A 22,505-nucleotide genomic window follows, 5' to 3' on the forward strand; every position below is an offset into this window, starting at 1 on the left:
TTGAGTATTTTACGTATAAATATGGTTTAAATACAATAAAGTATCATTTATACATGATAGAAATTATTTATTGTATTTTTAAAAGTTAAAATTATAATAATAAGGTGTTTTGTTCTCTTTTGCTGCTATTTTGAAATTAGGGGCAAATAATTTTTCTTTACGCTTATCAACTAAACTAAATACCTTATGAGAAAAGCTTTACTCTTTGTTGTTGCGCTTTTCACCATGGCCCTCAGTTATGAGGTGTCGGCGCAACAACGGGTAATTACCGGTACGGTAATTTCCGAGGAAGACGGACTAGGTTTGCCAGGTGCAACTGTCCTCGTCAAGGGTACGACAGTGGGTACTACCACCGATTTGGATGGTAATTACTCCATTAACGTACCAGCAGGTTCCGATGTGTTGATCTACTCTTTTGTGGGGTTAAAATCCCAGGAAGAAGTGATTGGCGATCGGTCCATTATCAATGTCACCCTTACTACAGATGCTGCACAACTTAATGAAGTTGTAGTAACAGCGATCGGTATCGAAAGGGAGAAAAAAGCCTTGGGTTACGCAGTTACCACAGTAGGTGACGAGCAACTTGAGAATCGTCCAGAGCAAGACGTTGCCCGCGTATTGCAAGGAAAAGTGCCGGGTGTGAACATTACCTCTACCAATGGTATGTCAGGTTCTGGTACAAACATGGTGATTAGAGGTTACTCTTCAGCGACAGGTTCTAACCAACCTTTGTTCGTGGTTGATGGGGTTCCTTTTAACACTAGTACAAACAACACAAACGGATTTACAACAGGTGGTGCTACCACTTCTTCTCGATTCTTGGATATTGATCCAAACAACATTGAGAGTATGTCTGTTTTGAAAGGTCTTTCTGCAACGGTTCTTTATGGAGACCAAGGTAGAAACGGTGTGATCTTGATCACTACCAAATCAGGAGCTTCTAAAAGAAAAGCTGCTGAAGTAACAATTAACCAATCATTCTTCTCAAACAAAGCTGCTTCCCTACCAACTTACGGTTATGAGTATGGTAATGGTTTCCAGCAGGCTCCAGGATTCTTTTTCTCTAACTTCGGTCCGAGATTGGATGCTGGTATCACTGTAAATCACCCGTATGCTTCTTCTTCAGTAGCTTCTGTAAGAGAGGCTTTCCCAGAGTTTTGGGTTGATGGCGTAGTAGGTGGAACACCTGTTCAGTATGATTATAAAGCGTATGAAGATCCTTCTACTGCTTTCTTTAGAACTGGATTAGTGGCTAACACTTCCGTTCAGATTTCAGGTGGTTCAGATAGAACCGGATTTAATGCAAGTTTCGGTTATACTGATGACAAAGGATTTACTCCAGGTAACGAGTTGGTTAAGTATAACTTCGGATTGGGTGTTAACTCATCTATTAATGATAAGTTATCTGTAAGATCATCCTTCACATTTGCAATTACTGACCTAGAGTCTCCTCCAGTGAATGCTGCTTATGGTTCAGGTCCTTCTGGAGGTATTCCTTCAGTGTTTGCTCACGTATTGTATACTCCTAGATCTGTGGATTTAGCGGGACTTCCATTTGAGAATCCAGTAGATAACAGTTCTGTTTACTATAGAGGTGGTAATGATATTGTTAACCCACGTTGGTTGGCGAAATACTACAAAAACACATCTGATGTAAACAGATTCTTCAACTCTACTTCATTGATTTATGATGTAAATGATAATTTCTCTATTACTTATAGATTAGGTTTAGATACTTATACAGAAAAGCAGGAGAAATTATATAATAAAGGAGCAGGATCTGGTAGCGCAGCTATTCAGTCAGGTATGTATACCACTGCAAACATTACCAACACCATCTGGAACCAAGATTTGGTTTTAAACTGGAAAAAAGAATTCTCTGAAAAGTTTGGAATGAGTGCATTGCTTGGAGGTAACTCTAGATACGATTCATTTGTCCGTGACGGTATAGAGTCTCAAGGTCAGTTGGCTTTCGGATTATTTAGACATAGTAACTTTACTAGTGCATCTAACGGTGGTCTTAACTTTACTAGTGAGCAAAGAAGAATGGGTATTTATGCAAACTTAACGTTTGACTATTCCAACTTCCTTTATTTCACGCTATCAGGTAGAAATGACTGGACTTCTACAGTGGAGAAAGAAAATAGAAGAATCCTTTATCCAGGAGCATCTGTTTCTTTCATCCCTAGTACTGCTTTCAACTGGAACTCAACTACAATCAATGATTTGAAATTGAGATTAGGTTACGGTACTTCTGCAGGTTTCCCAAGTCCATATAGAACAAGAAATATCTTGGATCAAGATTCTCAAGCATTCTTGAGAGATGGTCAGTTGACTCAAACTCACTCAGTAAACAACAGATTAGGTAACCCTAACTTGAAGCCTGAGTTAATTGAGGAATTAGAATTTGGTGTTGAAGCAGTAATGTTTAACAACAAGTTGAGATTTGATCTTTCTTTGTTTGAGAAAAATACCAATGACTTGATTACTTCTGCTCCGATTGATCCTGCTACAGGATTTACATCAACAGAAATCAACGTAGGTAAGATCAGAACTAGAGGTATTGAATTTCAGGCAAATGTAACTCCAATTTCTACTGCATCAGGTTTCACTTGGAACTCAACAGTAAACTGGAGTTTGTATAGATCAGTTACTGTGGAATTAGGTGAAGGACTTGAAGAAGTTGTTGTTGCTGGATTTACCACGCTAGGTAACTTTGCTATTCCAGGTGAGCCATTCAACATTATCAAAGGTATTGGATTTGCTAGAGACGAGCAGTCAGGTGAGCCAATTGTACTTTCTGATGGTATTTACCAAGCAGATCCAGATCTGAAGATCCTAGGTGACCCAAATCCAGCTTGGACTGGTTCATGGATTAACACCTTCTCTTGGAAAGGATTCACATTGAATGCTATGCTTGAGTACAGACATAAGGGAGCTGTTTTCTCTAATACTGTAACTGCAACTCTTGCAAGGGGTGTAACAAAAGATCCTGTTGCTGATAGAGAAATGTCCTTCATCATGCCAGGTGTGAAAGAAGATGGAACTCCTAATGATATTCAAATTTCTGCTTCTGACTATTTCTTCTCTGGTTACCAGGGTAGAACTGATGAGCCAAACGTGTTTGATGGTTCAATGATTCGTCTTCGTGAAGTGTCTTTAGGTTATGAATTACCTACAAGCCTTATGGCTAAGACTCCTTTCAAGAGAGCTTCAATCGCTGTCAGCGGAAGTAACTTGTGGTTTAAAGCCTTGAATTTCCCTCCAAACATGAACTACGATGTGGACGTGTTGGGTACTGGTGTTGGTAACGGTTTAGGTTTCGACTTTGTGACTGGTCCTAGCTCCAGAAGATTTGGTGGAACTGTAACTCTTGCATTCTAATCCCAAAACTGATACAAAATGAAAAAATATATATATAGTTTGTTGTGTGCAGCAACCATGTTATTTGCGTCATCCTGTGATTTAGATTTGCTGGATAACCCTAATGCGGTAACTGCTTCAACAGCTTCTCCGGATTTCTTGCTGAATCAAATTCAGATAGATTATAGAAACTTCTACCAAGGCATCAGTAATACTGGAATGTCCTTGACTAGAATGGTAAACCAAGGTAGTGCTCAGTATGAGAGTGCTTATACTCCTCAATCAACTAATGGTTGGTGGACTAACTCTTATGCAAATATCCTTGCTGATATCGATTTTCTTGAGCCTTTGGCAGTAGAAGCTGATTTACAAAAGCACTTGGGTATTGCTAAGACCATTAAAGCAATGCTTCTATTCAACTTGGTGGATATTTATGGTGATGTACCATATTCTGAAGCGATAGATCCTGCTAATTTCAACCCTGTAGTTGATTCTGGACAAAGTGTATATGATGCGGCATTTGCTTTATTAAATGAAGCAGCTACTCACTTTACTACCGCAGGTTCTGGTTCTCCAAATGATTACTTCTACGGTGGTGATTATGCTAAATGGGGTAAATTGGTAAATACGCTTAAGTTAAGATATTTCCTTAACCTAAGATTAGTAGATGCTTCAGGTGCCAAAGCTGGTATCGATGGATTGAAAGCAGGTGGAATGTTATTAGGTGAAGGAGATGACTTCGTGTTCAGATTCGGAACATCTAATGCAAACCCTGATTCAAGACACCCTAACTTTGCTGGTTCTTATACTTCAGGTGGTGGTACTTATCACTCTACTTATTACATGTGGCATATGACTGAAGCTAAAGGATTTGATGATCCTAGAGCTAGATTCTACTGGTATCGTCAAGTATTGGTGAATTCTACCAATGTTGATGAAATTGAGTGTATCGCTCAGATTGCTCCTCCTCACTATTTGGCTGGTGGATTTATCTACTGTCTTCCAGGACAAAGAGGATATTGGGGTCGTGATCACTTAGATCCTGATGGAGTTCCACCAGATGGTTTGAAAAGAACTATGTGGGGAATTTATCCAGTAGGTGGAAGATTTGATGATGATTCAGCAATGCCTACCAATGATCCTTCTTTAGGAGCTCAAGGCGCAGGACTTTACCCAATGATGCTTGCTGCTTATGTTGACTTTATGTTGGCAGAAGCTGCTTTAGAGTTGGATAATGATAATGCGATGGCAAAAGAATACTTATTGTCAGGTATAGAGAAGCATATGGATTTTGTGACTGACTATGCCTTGGGTACTAGAGAGTCTGCATCTATCACTGCTTTCTTTGACAGTAAGGATACTTCTTTAGATGATGATATTGAAGCTTACTTAGGTTACGTTGGTGCTGATTTCGATAATTCTTCTAATAAGATGCGTGTGATCGGTCGTGAGTACTGGTTGTCTCTTTTCGGTAATGGTGTAGAGTCTTATAACCTTTACAGAAGAACAGGTGAGCCAGGAAACATGCAGCCTGGACTTGAGCAGAACCCGGGTTCTTTCCCACGTTCTTTCTTGTATCCAAACGTGTATATGGTAACTAATACTAATGCAAGTCAGAAATCTGGACTTGAGGCACAAGTGTTCTGGGATAACAATCCTGCAGGTAATGCTTGGGTTTACTAACCAAAAAATAATCGAGATAATATGAAAATGTTAAAATATACTTTTGGTTTACTGGTAGGTGCCTTAGTGTTACTAAGCTCATGTAGAGATTTCGTAGATCCAAACATCCCTTATTCGGAGTTTGATACGGGAGCTTATTTGAGAACGATCTCCAGGACCAGCACAACTTTCAACTATTTTAGTTTAGGAAGTTCAAATTTTGCCTTAACTCTTGAGGCAGTAGATATCGAAGATGGCGCTACAGTGGAAACTGTAGAAATTGAAGTTCAGCACAGAAGATTGATTCCGGGTGTTGGTTTGGAGTACACTCCATCTGAGCCTGTAAATATCATGACCCTTTCTGCTTCAGATTTTGCACCTAATACAGATTCTCGTTTCTTGAGAACTTCTTTTGAAATTTCAGCAGCTGATGCAATTGCAGCAGTGGGATTAACTCCAGCTGATATTGAAGGAGGAGATGTATTTGAATTTAGTTTGATACTGAATGATGTAAACGGAAGGTCATTCAATCGTGAAAATGTTTCTGGTAATATTGCTGGTGCTCCTTTCTATGATTCACCTTTCCAGTATTTTGTAAGTGTGATCTGTCCTTCTGATTTGGGAGGTACTTATGAGTACACTGCAACTAACATGGATTCAATTTATGGATCATGCGATGGTACTATTTCAGGTACTACTACATTAACTCCAGTATCTAGTTCTCCTGGATCTTACAGAGTAACTGATGGAACATTCGGTTTCTGGGATTGCTATGGTGATTCATGGGGCAGTGGAAATGTTAGAATTAATGATGCATGTAACACTCTTTCTATGTCAGGTTCTGATAAGTATGGAGCAAGTTATTCGATGACTGTAGTTAGCAGTACTCCAGAAGAGCTTGTGTTTGTATGGTTGAATTCTGACGGTGAAACCGGAGAGGTTACCATGAGTGCAATGGATGGCACGCCACTTCCAATTTTCAATTAATTTAGAAATTGATTTATATAAAAAGGCAGCGCGATAGCGTTGCCTTTTTTGTTTTTATTTAGATTTTAATCTTTCTTATTTTATTTGTTTCAGGCTAAATAAAATTGAGTGAATCAAAAAATTATTTCATGGCTCATTATTCATAATATTTTTTTTACTCATTTTATTTTTAAATGAAATTATTATATAATTAAATTAAGAATTAGTGATTTTTTATATCCTGTTGAGGATTTCAAATTCTTGATAAAATACCCTCCTAGTAGGTTATGGGGTGTTTTTGTGTGTTCAAGAGGAAATAAGGTTCTTGAAAAATAATGTATTATTAGGTTTGTTTTTGTACTTTTTATAGTCCTGCTATTTTGTTTTACCGCTTGTAAATAATTCTTTTTTATATGGTGTTTATTTCTTTTTTTTAGAGGAAAATTAGACTTAATTGGCAAGTATGCAAAAATATCTATTACTATACATGATGATCCTTATGTTAGGGTTGTATAGTTGTACAGAAGAAGTCTCCGATGCTACAGCTTTGGTAACCGAAGAGGTGCTATATACAAGTGGTGAAAATGTGAGGTTGTTAGGTAGGCTTATAACAAACCAATCCATCAATGTCAGTGATCATGGGTTTTACCTTTCAGAAGATGAAAATTTTGCTTCGCCCATCATTGTGTCCTTAGGTGAAAAGGATGGTCCAGGTAGGTTTATTGGAGAAGCAAATGGCTTAACGAATTCCAAAACTTATTTCGCAAAAGCATTTATGGAATTAGGTGGTGAAACCCAATTTGGAAACGTCATCGAATTAGAAACACTGTCTCCGAAGCTGGGAGACTTTACTCCTTCCTTTGGCCAGGTAGGGCAAGAAATGGTGATTGTTGGACAGAATTTTACAGAGGATACGCGGGTGTTTTTTGGGGAAAATGAAGCTAACATTACAGGGATTGATTTTGAATCTAGAATTCATTTGATCATCCCAAATCCTTCAAAAATGACAGTTCCATTGAAAGTGATGGTTCAAGATACCATGTTAGAGTTTGAGACTTCTTTTGAATATCAAATAGGTACTTATGAAATAATCAGCAGCTTTCCTGAGGCTGTTAGATTATATGGTACAGCTTTTTATAGCATTGGAAATGGTTTGAATATAGGTTTAGGTACTATTTCTAAGAATTCATTTTATTCAAAAATTCAACGATTTGAAATTGGTTCCGGTACTTGGGATGAAGTTGATTTCCCAGGTAGTCCAAGAGCTTTTGCATTTGCTACATCTAATTTCCTTGGAGGTGGAACGGCTGATTTGACTCCCAATCCTTATGATATCAATCGTAGTTTTTATAGGGTTAAAACAAATGGGTTTGAACGATTGCCTGACCTCAATTTTGATAGTCGAGAATCAATTGCCTTCGAGTATATGGGAAACCTCTATGTATTAGGCGGGAAAGAAGGGAATCCAAACGCAGTTAGATTGTATAATGCTTCTTCTGGTTCATGGACTTCTCTTCCTGACAGTCCAATAGCCCTTTCCACCGAATATGCTTTTTTTAATTATGAGGATAAATTATTTGTGATTGACGATGAAAAGAAAGTCTGGGAATATTTGATCCCTTCCAACTCGTGGAATATTGTTTCTAATTTCCCTGGTAGTCTGGGGCAAGGTTATGGTGTAGGAGAGGTATTAGGAGAAAAAGCCTATGTTGGCTTATATAATAGGGGTACGGAATTATGGGAATTTGACCTTAATTCTTTTAAATGGAAGCCAAAAAATGATATTCCAGGTACTCCTTCAGATGTAACGGTAGCTCACTTCTCAACTGGGGGATATATCTATTTCATGAGAATGCCAGATATATCCATAGCTGGTAATTACCCAATGAACCTATTCAAGTTTGACCCTAATGGATTTTAATTCTGCTATATGAAAAAATTGTTACTTATTTTCTTTTTGCTGATTAGTCATTTGGGCTTCTCTCAGACTGAAATCAAACGTGAGGTGATAGGTCGGGACATTGGCCAACTCAAAGGAATTAAGATCGTCGGAAGAATCATTGATGAAATTACAGGGGAAGCATTAGTAGGGGCTACGGTCACTATTCCTGAATTGGATCAAAACAAAATCACTGATAATAACGGAGGTTTTGAGCTTACTTTAGAAAGAGCAGAGTACAATCTTCAATTCCGATATGTAGGCTATGAAACCATCGACTACCCAATTACAGCAGTGGGTGATGGTAGATTATCTATCAAAATGATCCAAGAGGATTTTCAATTGGATGATGTGGTGATTTATGGAAGCGATCCAGAAAAGAATATTAGATCCACTGATATGGGAGCAGTGACTATTAGCATGAACACCATGCGAGAATTGCCTCCATTTTTAGGAGAGGTAGATATTATTCGATCCATGGCTACCCTTCCTGGAGTAAGTCAAGTGGGTGAAGCGTCAGCAGGGCTGAATGTTCGTGGAGGAGGAGCTGATCAAAACTTGATCCAATTTGCGGGAGCTCCTATATATAACCCTACTCACCTCTTTGGTTTATTTACATCATTTAACCCTGAGGCAGTAAACGGAGTGACTCTATATAAATCAGTGATTCCTCCAAAGTTTGGTGGGCGAGGTTCATCTATTTTGGATATTCAACCAAAAGCCGGGTCTATTGCCAAGTGGGGAGGAGAAGCAATGGTCAGTAATTTCTCTGGAAAAGTAGGATTCAATGGGCCATTGGTGAAAGATAAGGTTTCTATCCGTGGAGGGTTTAGAGGCTCTTACATTAATTGGTTTTTAGGGGCTTTGAAAAATCCTGATTTAAAGAATTCCCAAGCCAATTTCTATGATGGAAACTTAGTGATTTCTGCACCAGTTTCTGAGAAAAATGAATTTACCTATAGCTATTATACTTCTTATGATGACTTTGCTTTTGCTTCGGATACCACAGTTTCATGGAAAAACAACAGTCATTCTTTACAATGGAAAAGTATTGTAAACGATAAGATGGGCTTTGAAGTACTGGGCTATTATACCCAATACGATTATAGCATTTTCAACCGCTCTGGGATCAATGATTTTGACCTCAACTCAGGTATAAAGGACATCGGAGCAAAAGCTTTTTTCTATTATCAATTTAATGAAACAAACAAGCTGACCTTTGGTGGTGATTTCAAAACAATCGCTTTACAGCCTGGGGAACTTATCCCATCCCAAGGGCAGGAATCAGGGATTTTGCCTCAAAAAGTTCAAGATGAATCAGGTAGAGAATCAGGAGTACACTTCCAACATGAATTTGAAATAGGAGAACGCTTTGGGATGTCTTACGGGCTCAGGTATGATATGTATGGTTATTATGGGCCCAGAGTTGTGCGAGAATATGAAGAAAATCAACCCATTTCTGATGGTACGGCAATCAGTGAAACTACCTATGGTGATGGTGAAGAAATACAGACATACAATGGTTTAGGTCCAAGAGGTTCCTTGCGATATTCCTTTTCTAAATCAAGTTCTGTGAAAATTGGCTACAATAAAATGTACCAATTTATTCATCTAATTTCCAATACAGCCACCATTGCTCCAACGGATGTTTGGAAGTTGAGTGATCAATACTTGAAACCTCAAATCGTGGATCAGATTTCTTTGGGATTCTACAATAATTTCAAAGGCAATATTTTTGAAACCTCTGTTGAGGTTTATTACAAAGACATTCAGAATGTCATTGAATACAAAGATGGGGCAAACTTGATTTTGCAAAATCACTTGGAGACCGAGTTGGTTCCTGCAAATGGTAGAGCTTATGGAATAGAATTGTATGTGAAGAAAAACTTAGGGAGGTTGACTGGTTGGGTGTCCTACACCTATTCCAGAAGTCTAAGGCAAGTGATCACTCCATTTGAAGAAGAGATTATCAATGATGGGGAATGGTATGCATCCAACTATGATAAACCCCATGACTTTACCTTCATAGGAAATTACAAGGTAAGTACCAATACTTCTGTATCTGCAACTTTTGGGTATAGCACAGGAAGGCCAGTGACTTTTCCAGAAGCCAAATTTGACTACGGTGGTAATAGTTTAGCTTATTTTAATAGAAGAAATGAAGAGCGTTTGCCTGATTTTCATCGCCTTGATTTATCTGTAAATTTTAAGATTCCTGGAGATGGTAAATTTTGGGATGGCGACTGGACTTTTTCTATCCTGAATGTGTATGCTCGTAAGAATCCTTTCTCTCTATTCTTTGTGGATGAACTAGGTGCTCCGCCACAAGCCATGAGATTAGCAGTTTTAGGCGTTCCTTTACCTAGTTTGAGTTATTCTATTAAATTCTAATGCAGATGTTGATTAGAAAATCGCCTTGGTTTTTCCTTATGTTGATTATGTTTTCCTGTATAGATCCATATGCTGTGGAAGTCGAAGAGGGAGTCCAACTCCTTACGATAGATGGGATGGTTACTAGTGGGAAAGGTCCTCATGTTATTCGCTTGACAAGAAGTGATACATATGGAAGCGTATTTGAAGGCTTGGTAAGGCCTGTTTCCAATGCTACCGTTATTGTCCGAGATAATGAAGGGGTAGTGACTTTCTTTGCTGAAGATAAAGATGATCGTGGTATGTATTACTCGCCAGATGAGTTTTCGGCGATTGTTGGAAGGTCTTATACATTACAGATTCAGTTAACAGATGGAAAAGTATATACCTCTCTTCCAGAAAAAATAGAATCAGAAATAGCGATTCAGGATATATATTTTCGATCTGAAACTAGTCCTGTGGAAGGAGAAATAAATTTGGCTTCTGGTGTTGGGATATATGTGGATGTAGAGGATCCTGCTGGCCAAAATAATTTCTATTATTGGAGAAATGGTCCTTCGGTTTATGAATTACATACACGACCTGATCTTTATGTGGACCGAGAAACAAGAGCTCCGGCGCCAAAGGATTGTTGTAATCTCTGCTATGTGCAAGAAGAAGTAGGGAATTATTCTGTTTTTCTGTCAAACGATGATGTTTTTGATGGGTTGAGTACTCGAATGAAAGCAGGCTTTATTCCTGATGATGGATTAAGGTTTGTCACAACTTTTAGAGTTGATCTCAAACAATTGAGTATTACTGCTGAGGCCTATCGATTTCTTCGATTAGTGAAGCAGCAAGTTGGGATTTCAGGATCCGTATTTGATCCTCCGCCTGCGAATATCAGAGGCAACATGATTAGCTTGGACAATCCTAATGAAGTGGTTCTAGGTTACTTTATGGCTGCTGGAGAAGTTGAGGAGAGAATTTATATCAATGGGGCAGATCTTGATTTTCGTCAACAGGATGGTTTGATCCCAGATGATTGCCGTGTGGTAGATGACACTACATTAGATCCTCCTGCTGATTGGCTCCCATAGAAACATTTTCTGTGTAAAAGAGTTAAAGAATTAACATTTGTTCTTTAAAAAGAATTGATAGCGATACTTACTAAGTATCGTTTTCTTTTCTGCAACAAATATTCGGTAAAGCAAATAAGCGGTTTTTTTAAATCAATATAACCACATAGTTTTGTGGAGATCTGAATAACCCATCATGGATAAATTTTCATTTATAGCAAACGCTCATATTTCATACATAGATGAGCTTTACGCTTCTTATAAAAGCGACTCAAATTCAATAGACCCAAGCTGGAAAGAGTTTTTCGACGGATTCGACTTTGCCTTGACAAATTACGATGTTGAGGCAGGAGAGACTCCAGTTTCTAGCAACGGCCAACCTACTCCTAAGAATGGGGCATTGGCAACTCCTGGGACCATTATGGACATGGAGCAATTGCCTAAGGAAATTAAAGTTCGTGCTTTGATTCATGCGCATCGCTCCAGAGCACATTTGAGATCTAAAACCAACCCAGTAAGAGAAAGAAGAGATCGGAAGGCACTCATTGACCCAAAAGATTTTGGTTTGGGCCAAGAGGACATGAATACTGAATTTCAGGCTGGAAAAGAAATCGGGATAGGAACTGCTAAGCTTTCGGTGATTATCGATGCTTTAAAGAAAATCTACGAAGGAAATATAGGTTTTGAATATTTGTATATCAGGGATCCTGAAATGCTGGATTGGTTCAAAACGAAAGTTGAAAAAGAAGCATTAGCTTTTGATCCATCCACAGAAGAGAAAAAACGAATTCTTTTCAAATTGAATCAGGCGGTTGTTTTTGAAAACTTCCTACATACAAAATATCTTGGTCAGAAGCGTTTCTCTTTAGAGGGCGGTGAAAGCACCATTCCATTTCTTGATGCTGTAATCAATACCTCAGCTACATTAGGTGTAGAGGAAGTGATGATAGGCATGGCACACAGAGGAAGACTTAATGTGTTGGCAAATATCATGGGTAAAACCTATGAGCAGATTTTTTCGGAATTTGAGGGTACTGCCAAGCCTGACTTGACTATGGGTGACGGAGATGTGAAATACCATATGGGGTATTCCAGTAATATCGTTACGCCAAACTCTAATAATGTCCATCTAAAATTAGCTCCAAATCCATCGCACCTAGAAGCTGTTAACCCAGTGGTGGAAGGATTTATTAGAGCAAAAATTGACTCCGAATATAAAGGAGATAAGAAAAAAGCACTTCCAATACTCATCCACGGGGATGCAGCTGTAGCTGGTCAAGGGATCGTTTATGAGGTAACTCAGATGGCAGATCTTAAAGGCTACAATACTGGAGGAACCATTCACTTTGTTATTAATAATCAGGTTGGGTTTACCACTGATTTTGATGATGCTCGTTCGTCGATATACTGTACGGATGTTGCTAAAATTATCGATGCACCCGTCATTCACGTCAATGGGGACAGTGCGGAAGCGGTTGTATTTGCTGCTAAGCTAGCTGCAGAATTTAGACAGAAATTCAGCAGAGATATTTTTGTAGACATGGTTTGTTATAGACGCCATGGACATAATGAGTCGGATGAGCCGAAATTCACCCAGCCGGAGCTATATAACTTGATCTCTAAGCACCCAAATCCAAGAGAGATTTATGTAAAGCGATTGACAGAAAAAGGAGACTTAGATGCTAAAATCGCCAAGCAGATGGATGCAGAGTTTCGTCAATTACTTCAGGATCGCTTGAATATGGTGAAGGAAAAACCATTGCCTTATCAAGCAACCAAGTTTGAAGAAGAATGGGGAACATTAAGAAGATCAACCCCTGAAGACTTTAATCAGTCACCAAAGACAGGAATAAGTGAAGAGGATATCAAAAAGGTTGCTGATGCTTTAACAGCTATCCCAAAAGGATTTAAGCCAATCAAGCAGATTGAAGCTCAGATGAAGCAGCGAAAAGATATGTTCTTTAATACGAAAGAATTGAACTGGGCCGCTGCAGAATTGTTAGCCTATGGATCTCTATTGATTGAAGGGAAACAAGTGAGAATCACAGGCCAGGATTGTCAGAGAGGGACATTCTCCCACAGACATGCAGTTCTTCACGATGCTACTACTAATGAACCTTACAACTCACTTTTAGAGATGAAGGAAAGAATAGGGATGTTTCAAATCTATAACTCCCTGCTTTCTGAATATGCTGTATTAGGATTTGAATATGGTTATGCGATGGCCAACCCGAATGCCTTAACTATTTGGGAAGCTCAGTTTGGAGACTTTGCCAACGGCGCACAAACGATGATTGATCAGTTTATTTCTTCTGGTGAGTCCAAGTGGCAGCGTATGAACGGTCTGGTCATGTTACTTCCTCATGGTTATGAGGGACAGGGTCCAGAGCACTCCAATGCAAGACCGGAACGTTTCCTTCAATTATCAGCAGAGTACAATATCGTGGTAGCTAATATCACAGAGCCATCAAATTTCTTCCATTTACTAAGAAGACAATTGGCTTGGGATTTCAGAAAACCATGTATTGTCATGTCTCCTAAATCTCTATTGAGACATCCAAAAGTGATTTCTCCAATTTCAGAATTTACTTCAGGTTCGTTTAGAGAAATTCTACCAGATACTACTGTAGATGCCAAGAAGGTGAAAAGAGTGGTACTTTGTTCTGGTAAAATTTACTATGATCTAGAAGAAGCCAGAGAAAAGGAAAAAATAGATAACGTAGCAATAGTTAGAATTGAGCAGATTCACCCACTTCCCAAGAAGCAGATGATTGAACTGTTGGCAAATTATAAAGGTGCTGAAGTAATCTGGGTACAAGAGGAACCAGAAAACATGGGCTATTGGAATTACATTCTAAGATTACTTTATAAAGAATTGCCAATGGATGTCATTGCTAGAAAATCTTCTGCATCACCAGCTACGGGATATAATAAAGTTCACGTAGAAGAACAAAAGGCGATTGTAGCGAAAGCCTTAAAAATCAACTAATCCAATCCAAAATAATCATATCATTTTGTTCCAACTCTCACTGTAACCAGTAAGGGTTAAAAAGAAAAACTCATGAGCAAAGAAATTAAAGTGCCAGCAGTAGGCGAATCCATTACCGAGGTTACCGTAGGGCAATGGTTTAAAAATGATGGAGATCAAGTTCAAATGGATGAAGTCCTTTGTGAACTGGAATCTGATAAAGCAACTTTTGAATTGCCTGCAGAGGCTACAGGAATTTTGAGAATTAAAGCCCAAGAAGGAGATACATTAGAAATTGGAGCTGTCATTTGCAGCATAGATGAAGATGGAATTCCTTCCGAAAGTAAAGAAGAATCAAAAGAAAAGACTGCTGACTCACCAGCCCCTTCATCTGGCCCTTCAAAAACCGGAGAAGTAAAAGAAATGGTTGTTCCTACTGTAGGAGAATCTATTACAGAGGTGACTTTGGCGAATTGGCTCAAAGAGGAAGGTGAATATGTGGCATTGGATGAAATTATTGCTGAAGTGGACTCTGATAAAGCAACATTTGAGTTGCCAGCTGAAGCATCTGGTATCTTGAGACATGTTGCCGCTGAAGGTGATACCTTAGAAATAGGTGGCCTGATCTGTAAGATTGAGGTGACTGATGGTGAACCTGAAGCTGCTGCTGAACCAGAGACAGAAACGGGTTCTGGTAAAGAGTCTGCACCTGCATCAGGAAATACAAATTATGCTACAGGGCACGCTTCTCCAGCAGCATCAAAAATATTATCAGAAAAAGGGATCTCTCCAGAATCTGTTAGCGGTTCCGGTAAAGACGGACGCATCACCAAAGAGGATGCACAAAATGCGAAGAAGCCGGCTCCAGCTCCAGCAGCTTCCTCCTCCAAACCTGCATCGCCTGCAGAGGCAGCTCCAGCTTTAGGATCCAGAAATGAGCGTAGAGAGAAAATGTCTTCCTTGAGAAAGACGGTTGCTAAGCGATTAGTTTCTGTGAAAAATGAAACGGCAATGCTTACCACCTTTAATGAGGTGAACATGAAGCCAATCATGGATCTGAGAAGTAAATACAAGGAGAAGTTCAAGGAGAAGCATGGCGTAGGCCTTGGCTTTATGTCTTTCTTCACGAAAGCTGTTTGCGTAGCTCTTCAGGAGTGGCCAGCAGTAAATGCTAAGATTGATGGCAATGAAATGGTATTCAATGACTATTGTGATATTTCCATTGCAGTTTCTGCGCCAAAAGGATTGGTTGTTCCAGTAATCAGAAATGCTGAAACGCTTAGCTTCGACGAAATAGAGAAAGAAGTAGTGAGATTGGCTACCAAAGCGAGAGACAATAAACTTTCTATTGATGAAATGACAGGTGGTACTTTCACTTTGACCAACGGAGGAATCTTCGGGTCCATGATGTCTACTCCGATCATCAATGCACCTCAGTCTGCCATCCTAGGTATGCACAATATTGTACAGCGCCCAATGGCTGTTGATGGAGAAGTAGTCATTCTTCCGATGATGTATTTGGCACTTTCTTATGATCACCGAATCATCGATGGACGTGAGTCAGTTAGCTTCTTGGTAAGAGTTAAACAATTACTAGAAGAACCAGAAAGATTGTTGTTCGGAGTGTAAGATGGTATATGGTATTTAGAATTTAGTATATAGAATTGGGGCGGCATAGATATGAAGATTTGGAAGTATATAAAAAGTCTGTAGATCTTGCTGTTTTAGTCAGTTTAAGGACACGCAAATATCCTGATTTTGAAAAGTTCTCTTTGGTGTCCCAAACAAACCGTGCAGTATATTCTATTTCAAATAATATAGCAGAAGGTGCTGGTAGGGGTGGGAATGCAGAATTCAGAAATTTTCTACATTATTCATTAGGTTCTTTAAATGAAGTAGAAAATGAGCTTTTACTAGCTCAAAAATTAGGGTACTTGGAAGATAAGGAGTATTTAGATTTTAAAGACAGGGCTGAAATAATAAAGAAAATGCTAATTAATCTGATTAAGGCTCTCTAAATACTAAATACTAAATACAAGCAGTTTGATCTATTACAAAAAACTCAAATTGATCTATTAATAGAAAAATATTCGAAAATGAATTATGATGTTATAGTTATCGGTTCTGGTCCTGGAGGATATGTAGCAGCGATTCGCTGTGCGCAACTTGGGATGAAGACCGCCATTGTTGAGAAATATCCGACACTGGGAGGAACTTGCCTGAATGTAGGCTGTATTCCGTCCAAAGCTTTATTGGATTCCTCAGAGCATTATCATAATGCGGCACATACTTTTAAAACTCACGGAATCAACCTGAGCAATCTAAAAGTAGATTTGAAGCAGATGATTACCCGCAAGAATGACGTGGTAAAACAAAATACCGATGGCATTCAGTACTTGATGAAGAAAAACAAGATTGAAGTTCATCAAGGTGTTGGTTCATTTGTGGATAAAACCACTGTGAAAGTGACTAAGGACGATGGGTCCTCTTCAGATATTCAGGGTAAAAACATCATAGTAGCTACAGGTTCTAAACCTTCTAACCTTCCATTTATTAAGTTGGATAAGGATAGAGTGATCACCTCAACGGAGGCGTTAAATCTAAAAGAAACTCCGAAGCACTTGGTTGTTATTGGAGGTGGAGTAATCGGACTGGAATTAGGCTCTGTCTATGCTCGATTAGGTGCAAAAGTTTCTGTGATTGAATTTATGGATTCTTTGATTCCAACAATGGATAGAACCATGGGCAAGGAACTTCAAAAATCTCTGAAAAAAATCGGTTTTGAGTTTTTCCTGAAGCATAAAGTAACTGCTGTTGAGAAAAAAGGTAAAGAGGTTACGGTTAAAGCTGACAATGCTAAGGGTGAAACCGTGGAGATCAAAGGAGATTATGTCTTGGTTTCTATTGGAAGAAGACCCTATACCGATGGATTGAATGCGGAAGCAGCAGGTTTGAAGTTGACTGATAGAGGTCAAATAGAAGTCAATGATCACTTGCAAACTAATGTTCCGAATATCTATGCTATCGGAGATGTGGTAAAAGGTGCGATGCTGGCACATAAGGCTGAAGAAGAAGGTGTATTTGTAGCGGAGACGTTGGTTGGTCAAAAGCCTCATATCAATTACAACCTAATTCCAGGAGTGGTTTATACTTGGCCAGAGGTGGCTGCAGTAGGATATACTGAAGAGCAATTGAAGGAAAAAGGTATTAAATATAAAGCTGGTAAATTCCCATTCATGGCATCTGGCCGTGCGCGAGCTTCCATGGATACGGATGGGTTGGTGAAAGTTTTGGCAGATGCTGAGACGGATGAAATCCTTGGTGTTCATATGATCGGTCCACGAACTGCTGATATGATCGCTGAAGCTGTTGTAGCTATGGAATACAGAGCATCTGCAGAAGATATTGCTCGGATGTCACATGCACATCCAACTTATACAGAGGCTTTCAAAGAAGCTTGTTTGGCAGCGACTGACAATAGAGCATTGCATATTTAATGAAATACTTAAATGGATATTGAAAAAGCCATATGGAGGAATCCATATGGCTTTTTTTGTTAAAAGTGAAGTTCCGAGAGCTTTGGTTAATTATTTCAAAAATGGGCACGACCTTCAGTACTATTTAAAACTATATATTTAAATTATGTGGATTTAGTTTTATGAAGCAATCAATTCTACTTTCTCTTTTTGTGTTCATCTTTTTCAAGGTTGGTGCCCAAAATCAATCTGTTTCTGGTGTGGTATTACATGGAGATACTAAGCTTCCTGTTTCCGAGGCACATGTTTTTATTCCCAATACAAGTTTTCAAACTTTTACGGATAGCCTTGGCCAATATTCTCTTAACAATATTCCTCTCGGGGAGTGGAAATTGGTTTTTGCGAAGAGAGGGTTTAAACTAATCCAAAAAGAGGCAATCTTAAAGGGGGGTATTCCAATTTCAATAAGTTCTACCATTTATGAAATTGAAAATGACCAACAGAAAGAATTAAAGCCTTCGAAGATAAAAAAGGCAAGGGCTGACTTTGAAAGTTTAATAAAAGGAGGGACAAAAAACGAGAACTTGGTAATAGTAAACCCTGAAGTTGTTTCTTATTTCACGGATATGGAAACTGGAGAAATTTGGGCAAAGACGAAAGACCAATTGATTGTTCAAAACCTAGACCTTGGGTATGTTGTCTCTGTCTGGCTGAATTCACCAATTAACATTTCTCAGCCTATTACTGAGGGAGAGCTTTTGTTAGCATTTTTTGAAATGGACTTTGGGACCTTAGAAGAAAAGGATTTTTTTAATACCAATCGGGTTGAGGCTTATCAAAACTCTTTAACGTATGAGTTGAGGAGATTAATTGGCGAGAAGGGAGATAGCTTGGAGTTATTACCTACCAACCAAGAAGGAGAGTTTCTTATCAAAGTTGTTAGCCCATTTCAGTTTTCAGTAAATCCAAATAAATCAGTTGAATTCAAAGGAGAAGGGATTAGGATAAGAAGTAATGGGACAGTTGTGAAAACAAATTTGTTGAGGATGGAAGGGTTTCCATTTTCAGATTCACCACTTGGACAGCTACCGATAGATTTTAATTTTGACAGAGCCCTAGCATTAAATGAAATTGAAAAGTCACCGGAAGCTCTTCAGGAGAAGATTTTTCTACATACAGACAAGGACATATATCTCATTGGAGAAGAATTATATTTTAAAGCTTATTTACAGCTTGGAAATCCCATGTTGATTGACGAAGCTAGTCAAGTATTGCATATTGAAATTGTGGACCCCTCTGGGTATAGCATGATTCATAAAGTGTTTCCTTTAGTAAATGGGGTGGCAGACGGGAAGATTTTTCTATCTCCTGAATTGAATACAAAAGATTTTATTGTAAAAGCATATACCCTATGGGGGGCAAACTATGGTATAGAATCTGAATTCTATAAACCAATTCAAGTGTTAGGTTCATTGTGGGAAACAAATAACACTATTCAGGAAACAAGGTCTGAAAGAGTGAAATTATTTGCTGATAAAGAAGCTTACCAATCGAAAGATAGTGTAACCCTGAATGTGATGGTAAATAATTCTAAAGGAGCAATAGCTGCTGCCAATTTGTCCCTCTCTGTGGTTAAAAAGAATGGTGTTTATTTTAAAAACTTAAGTAATGAGAATTATGTGACTTACTTTTCAAATGATCTTAATTCCACTTCTGTTGACACTTCATCATTTTCATTTGAGAAGGAGTTTGGTCTAACTATAAAAGGTCAAATTGTAGATAAAAAAGATCAGATATCTAAATCTAAGTTGGAGGTTCTTGTTGATGGCTTATTAGATAAAAGAGAGCTTTCTCCCGATCAAAATGGACAGTTTCTCTTGAAAGGAATTCATAAAGAAGGTGAGTTTAGTGTGTTGGTAAAAGGTATAGATGCTAAAGGCTTACCAATAGAAGGGGTTGAATTGGGCTTGATGAGTTCAATAAATCACCCTGATCCCTTGACTTTAGAGTTTCCTTCAGTTCAAACTTTAGATACAAGACCCAAGGGTGTTGACTCTTTGATGTCTGCCTATTTAGAATTGAGAGAAGGTGAAATATTATTAGATGCTGTGGAAGTGGAAGATGTCAAAGAAAGTGGTTTTGGGACGATGCCTTATGGGAAGCCACAGCAGGTATTGGAAATGGATGGGGTGTTTTTGTCAGGGGATACTCAGCAGTTTATTTACTCTTTTTCAAATAGAGTAGGGTTTAAAGTAGCAGGTGTTCCGCCAATGATTCTAAATCAACGAGGTGCACAGCCAGGCCCTCCTCTCATTCTACTAAATGGGTCTCCAATTACAAGCATCACAGGCCCAACCATAGGAAGTGATCCAGGAGATGAACAGTTTAGAGCACTTCAAAGTATCAACGTATTTAATATTGAAAGAGTGGAGGTAATAAAGTCTGTAGCGGTAGCGTATGGTGATGCAGGAAAATATGGAGTGATAAATATTATTACAAAAACTTCAAAAGATCGAGAAAACGATGTGAATACTTTTGAGGAATTTAAATTGATGGGATTGGAACAAAGTGCAGTTGAAGCTATAAATAATTTCGATTCCGAATCTCATACCATTTTTTGGGATCCTAATGTTCGAATCTCATCCAACCAAACTTCCACAAGTATCAAATTTAAACTTCCAGATGACCCAGGGCCGTTTTGGGTATTAGTAAATGGATTGAACTCTTCTGGAGAACCCGTTTCTGGCAGATTTTTGCTGAATCAAAATCAGTTGAGTGACAATTGATTAGGTTTTTCATAGCTGAAAACTTCTTTTTTCATTCTTCCAAAAATTTACCTTATTTCGATTATGAAGTTTAAAATTGCCATCCTTGGAGCAGGGAATGTCGCTTGGCATTTGGCTCCTGCTTTGGAAAACGCCGGTCATGAAGTCACCGAGGTATATGCCAGAGATATTTCTGAAGCCATCAAAATTACTGAAAGACTTTACGCCTCTGAGTCCAAAGATGATCTTGATTTTTCTGAGTCTGAAGCTGAGATTTTTATCATGGCAGTCAAAGATTTGGCTATTCCTGAAGTTGCGGATGAAGTAATTTTACCAGAAGGAAGTATTTTGGTACATACTTCCGGAACAATGTCTTTGGATGTTCTGGGGTATAGTTCAGCTAGTTATACAGGAATATTTTACCCGCTGCAGTCATTTTCTATTGGAAGAAAACTCGATTTTGAAGATGTGGCCTTTTTGCTGGAATCGGAGGATGAAGAAACCTTACAAAAACTCCGAAAGCTGGCGAAAAGCCTTTCTTCGATGAATTATATGGTCAAGTCAAAAGATCGCAAAGCCATTCATGTGGCAGCGGTTTTTGCCAGCAATTTCTCTAATCACATGATTAGGATCAGTGAGGAAATCATGAGAAGGCAAGGGCTTGATTTCGAAATGATGAAGCCTTTAATTATTGAGCAAATCTCAAAAGCATTGCAGATAGGTGCCAAAAATGCCCAAACGGGGCCAGCTATTCGTGAAGATTATGAAACCTTGGAAGACCATCATAGATTTTTGGCCTATAATGATTCATTTGCTGAAATTTACCGATTGATCTCCCAAGATATTGTGGATAGTTAATGAGACCAAGTACCAAATTTTCCATTTTGGTAATCATCGTATGCCCCCTGAATTTGCTCCACAGTATTCATTACAAATGGACCTTGAACAAATTAGATAAGGTTGTGTGACCTTCTACAGTTTATAGGTGTCTTTTAATTAAATGGATTGAGTATATTTTTAATTAAACTAAAATTTATTTTAAGATATTTTTTTTTAGATTTCTATAAATCTTGGAATTATGAAAAATCACTTATTTCTGATAGTTGTTTTGATTGGCTTAAGTTTAGGTTGTACATCTGTAATCTCAGAGAATGATCAATTGATTGATTCTAAACTGGATTTGAATGCTTTTTTAAGTGAAGTTTCATTGCCTCCCCTTGATAAGCCCATCAAAGAATCTGTTTACCAATTTGATAACCATTTATATGAAATTCATAAGTTCTATGATTCCTTTGGAAAGGAACTGTTGAATATTTACACAGATATTTCAGGTTTAGATACTACTATTATTACAACCTATGAATACAACGTTAATGATTTAAGTAGGAAAACGGAGTTTTACCTAAAAGATAATCAAGAAGAAATTCATTATTTCGATTATTTATATGATGATTCACAAAAATTAATTCAAATAAAAAGGGATGATAAAAACTTTGAGTTATATGATTATGATTCTTTAAATCAAGTTGAGTCAATAATTCTTGGGGGAAATCTTCAACTTGCAGATGTTTATGAATTTACTTATAAATCGGATGGTAAGATAGATACTCAAACATTAAAGAGTTTAAATGGTGGTGATTCTCCTTTGCGATATTGGGTTTATTTTTACGATGAAGAGGGGAAGCTGTTGTCAAAGCAAATTCCTGAGAAGCCATCCAATGAATTAAGAGAAATATTTGTTTATCTTTATGATAATAATAACAGACTTAAAGAAATAAAAGAGTTTTATCCGGAATATGATTTTTCACTTTGGGGAAAGTCAGTTTTCACCTATTCTTCGGGTATTTTAAATAATTAATTTTCTTTATGATGGCACTTACTTTTTTTAACTTTTAGATAAATTCCTTTCTTAAGTGTCAGAAATAAAGCTTTATCCTA

Annotated in this window: 13 protein-coding genes and 1 pseudogene; 13 read left to right on the plus strand and 1 reads right to left on the minus strand. The window is 38.1% G+C overall.

The window, feature by feature from the left end:
* The first annotated feature begins 186 nt into the window (after positions 1-186).
* From ALPR1_RS03925 to ALPR1_RS03980, 12 genes are all read left to right on the plus strand, one after another.
* On the plus strand, positions 187-3,384 hold the full coding sequence (locus ALPR1_RS03925; RefSeq protein WP_008198566.1) for a SusC/RagA family TonB-linked outer membrane protein: 3,198 nt from the start codon (positions 187-189) through the stop codon (positions 3,382-3,384).
* An 18-nt stretch (positions 3,385-3,402) separates the two neighbouring features.
* Positions 3,403-5,046 (plus strand): SusD/RagB family nutrient-binding outer membrane lipoprotein, encoded by a 1,644-nt coding sequence (locus ALPR1_RS03930; RefSeq protein WP_008198567.1) that lies wholly within the window; start codon positions 3,403-3,405, stop codon positions 5,044-5,046.
* A 21-nt stretch (positions 5,047-5,067) separates the two neighbouring features.
* Positions 5,068-6,012: a hypothetical protein gene (locus ALPR1_RS03935; protein WP_008198568.1), complete on the plus strand. Its 945-nt coding sequence runs from the start codon at positions 5,068-5,070 to the stop codon at positions 6,010-6,012.
* 442 nt (positions 6,013-6,454) lie between these two features.
* The gene (locus tag ALPR1_RS03940; RefSeq protein WP_008198569.1) at positions 6,455-7,912 is read left to right on the plus strand and encodes an IPT/TIG domain-containing protein; all 1,458 of its coding nucleotides are present in this window, start codon (positions 6,455-6,457) and stop codon (positions 7,910-7,912) included.
* 9 nt (positions 7,913-7,921) lie between these two features.
* Positions 7,922-10,321: a TonB-dependent receptor gene (locus ALPR1_RS03945; RefSeq protein ID WP_008198573.1), complete on the plus strand. Its 2,400-nt coding sequence runs from the start codon at positions 7,922-7,924 to the stop codon at positions 10,319-10,321.
* Between the two features lie 5 nt (positions 10,322-10,326).
* A complete protein-coding gene (locus ALPR1_RS03950; protein WP_193352727.1) occupies positions 10,327-11,379 on the plus strand; it encodes a DUF4249 domain-containing protein in 1,053 nt (350 codons plus the stop codon).
* 175 nt (positions 11,380-11,554) lie between these two features.
* Complete coding sequence (locus tag ALPR1_RS03955; protein WP_008198578.1) at positions 11,555-14,347, plus strand: 2-oxoglutarate dehydrogenase E1 component; 2,793 nt, start codon at positions 11,555-11,557, stop codon at positions 14,345-14,347.
* Between the two features lie 72 nt (positions 14,348-14,419).
* Positions 14,420-15,955, plus strand: a complete 1,536-nt coding sequence (odhB, locus tag ALPR1_RS03960) for a 2-oxoglutarate dehydrogenase complex dihydrolipoyllysine-residue succinyltransferase (RefSeq protein WP_008198580.1) — start codon at positions 14,420-14,422, stop codon at positions 15,953-15,955.
* Between the two features lie 59 nt (positions 15,956-16,014).
* A complete protein-coding gene (locus ALPR1_RS03965) occupies positions 16,015-16,344 on the plus strand; it encodes a four helix bundle protein (protein WP_161599216.1) in 330 nt (109 codons plus the stop codon).
* A 78-nt stretch (positions 16,345-16,422) separates the two neighbouring features.
* Complete coding sequence (gene lpdA, locus ALPR1_RS03970) at positions 16,423-17,823, plus strand: dihydrolipoyl dehydrogenase (protein WP_008198582.1); 1,401 nt, start codon at positions 16,423-16,425, stop codon at positions 17,821-17,823.
* Between the two features lie 161 nt (positions 17,824-17,984).
* Positions 17,985-20,588 carry a carboxypeptidase-like regulatory domain-containing protein gene (locus tag ALPR1_RS03975; protein ID WP_008198583.1) on the plus strand — a complete coding sequence of 868 codons (2,604 nt, stop codon included), beginning with the start codon at positions 17,985-17,987 and terminating at the stop codon, positions 20,586-20,588.
* A 63-nt stretch (positions 20,589-20,651) separates the two neighbouring features.
* A complete protein-coding gene (locus tag ALPR1_RS03980) occupies positions 20,652-21,425 on the plus strand; it encodes a Rossmann-like and DUF2520 domain-containing protein (RefSeq protein WP_008198584.1) in 774 nt (257 codons plus the stop codon).
* Here ALPR1_RS03980 and ALPR1_RS21065 read toward each other — a convergent pair.
* Positions 21,422-21,502, minus strand: a pseudogene (locus ALPR1_RS21065) (pirin family protein); the annotation flags it as partial. The gene ALPR1_RS03980 and the pseudogene ALPR1_RS21065 sit on opposite strands and share 4 nt — an antisense overlap.
* Positions 21,503-21,645: 143 nt before the next feature.
* Here ALPR1_RS21065 and ALPR1_RS03985 point away from each other — a divergent pair.
* Positions 21,646-22,425: a hypothetical protein gene (locus tag ALPR1_RS03985; protein WP_008198585.1), complete on the plus strand. Its 780-nt coding sequence runs from the start codon at positions 21,646-21,648 to the stop codon at positions 22,423-22,425.
* Positions 22,426-22,505 lie beyond the last annotated feature (80 nt).

The sequence above is a fragment of the Algoriphagus machipongonensis genome (assembly GCF_000166275.1).
Classification (GTDB): domain Bacteria; phylum Bacteroidota; class Bacteroidia; order Cytophagales; family Cyclobacteriaceae; genus Algoriphagus; species Algoriphagus machipongonensis.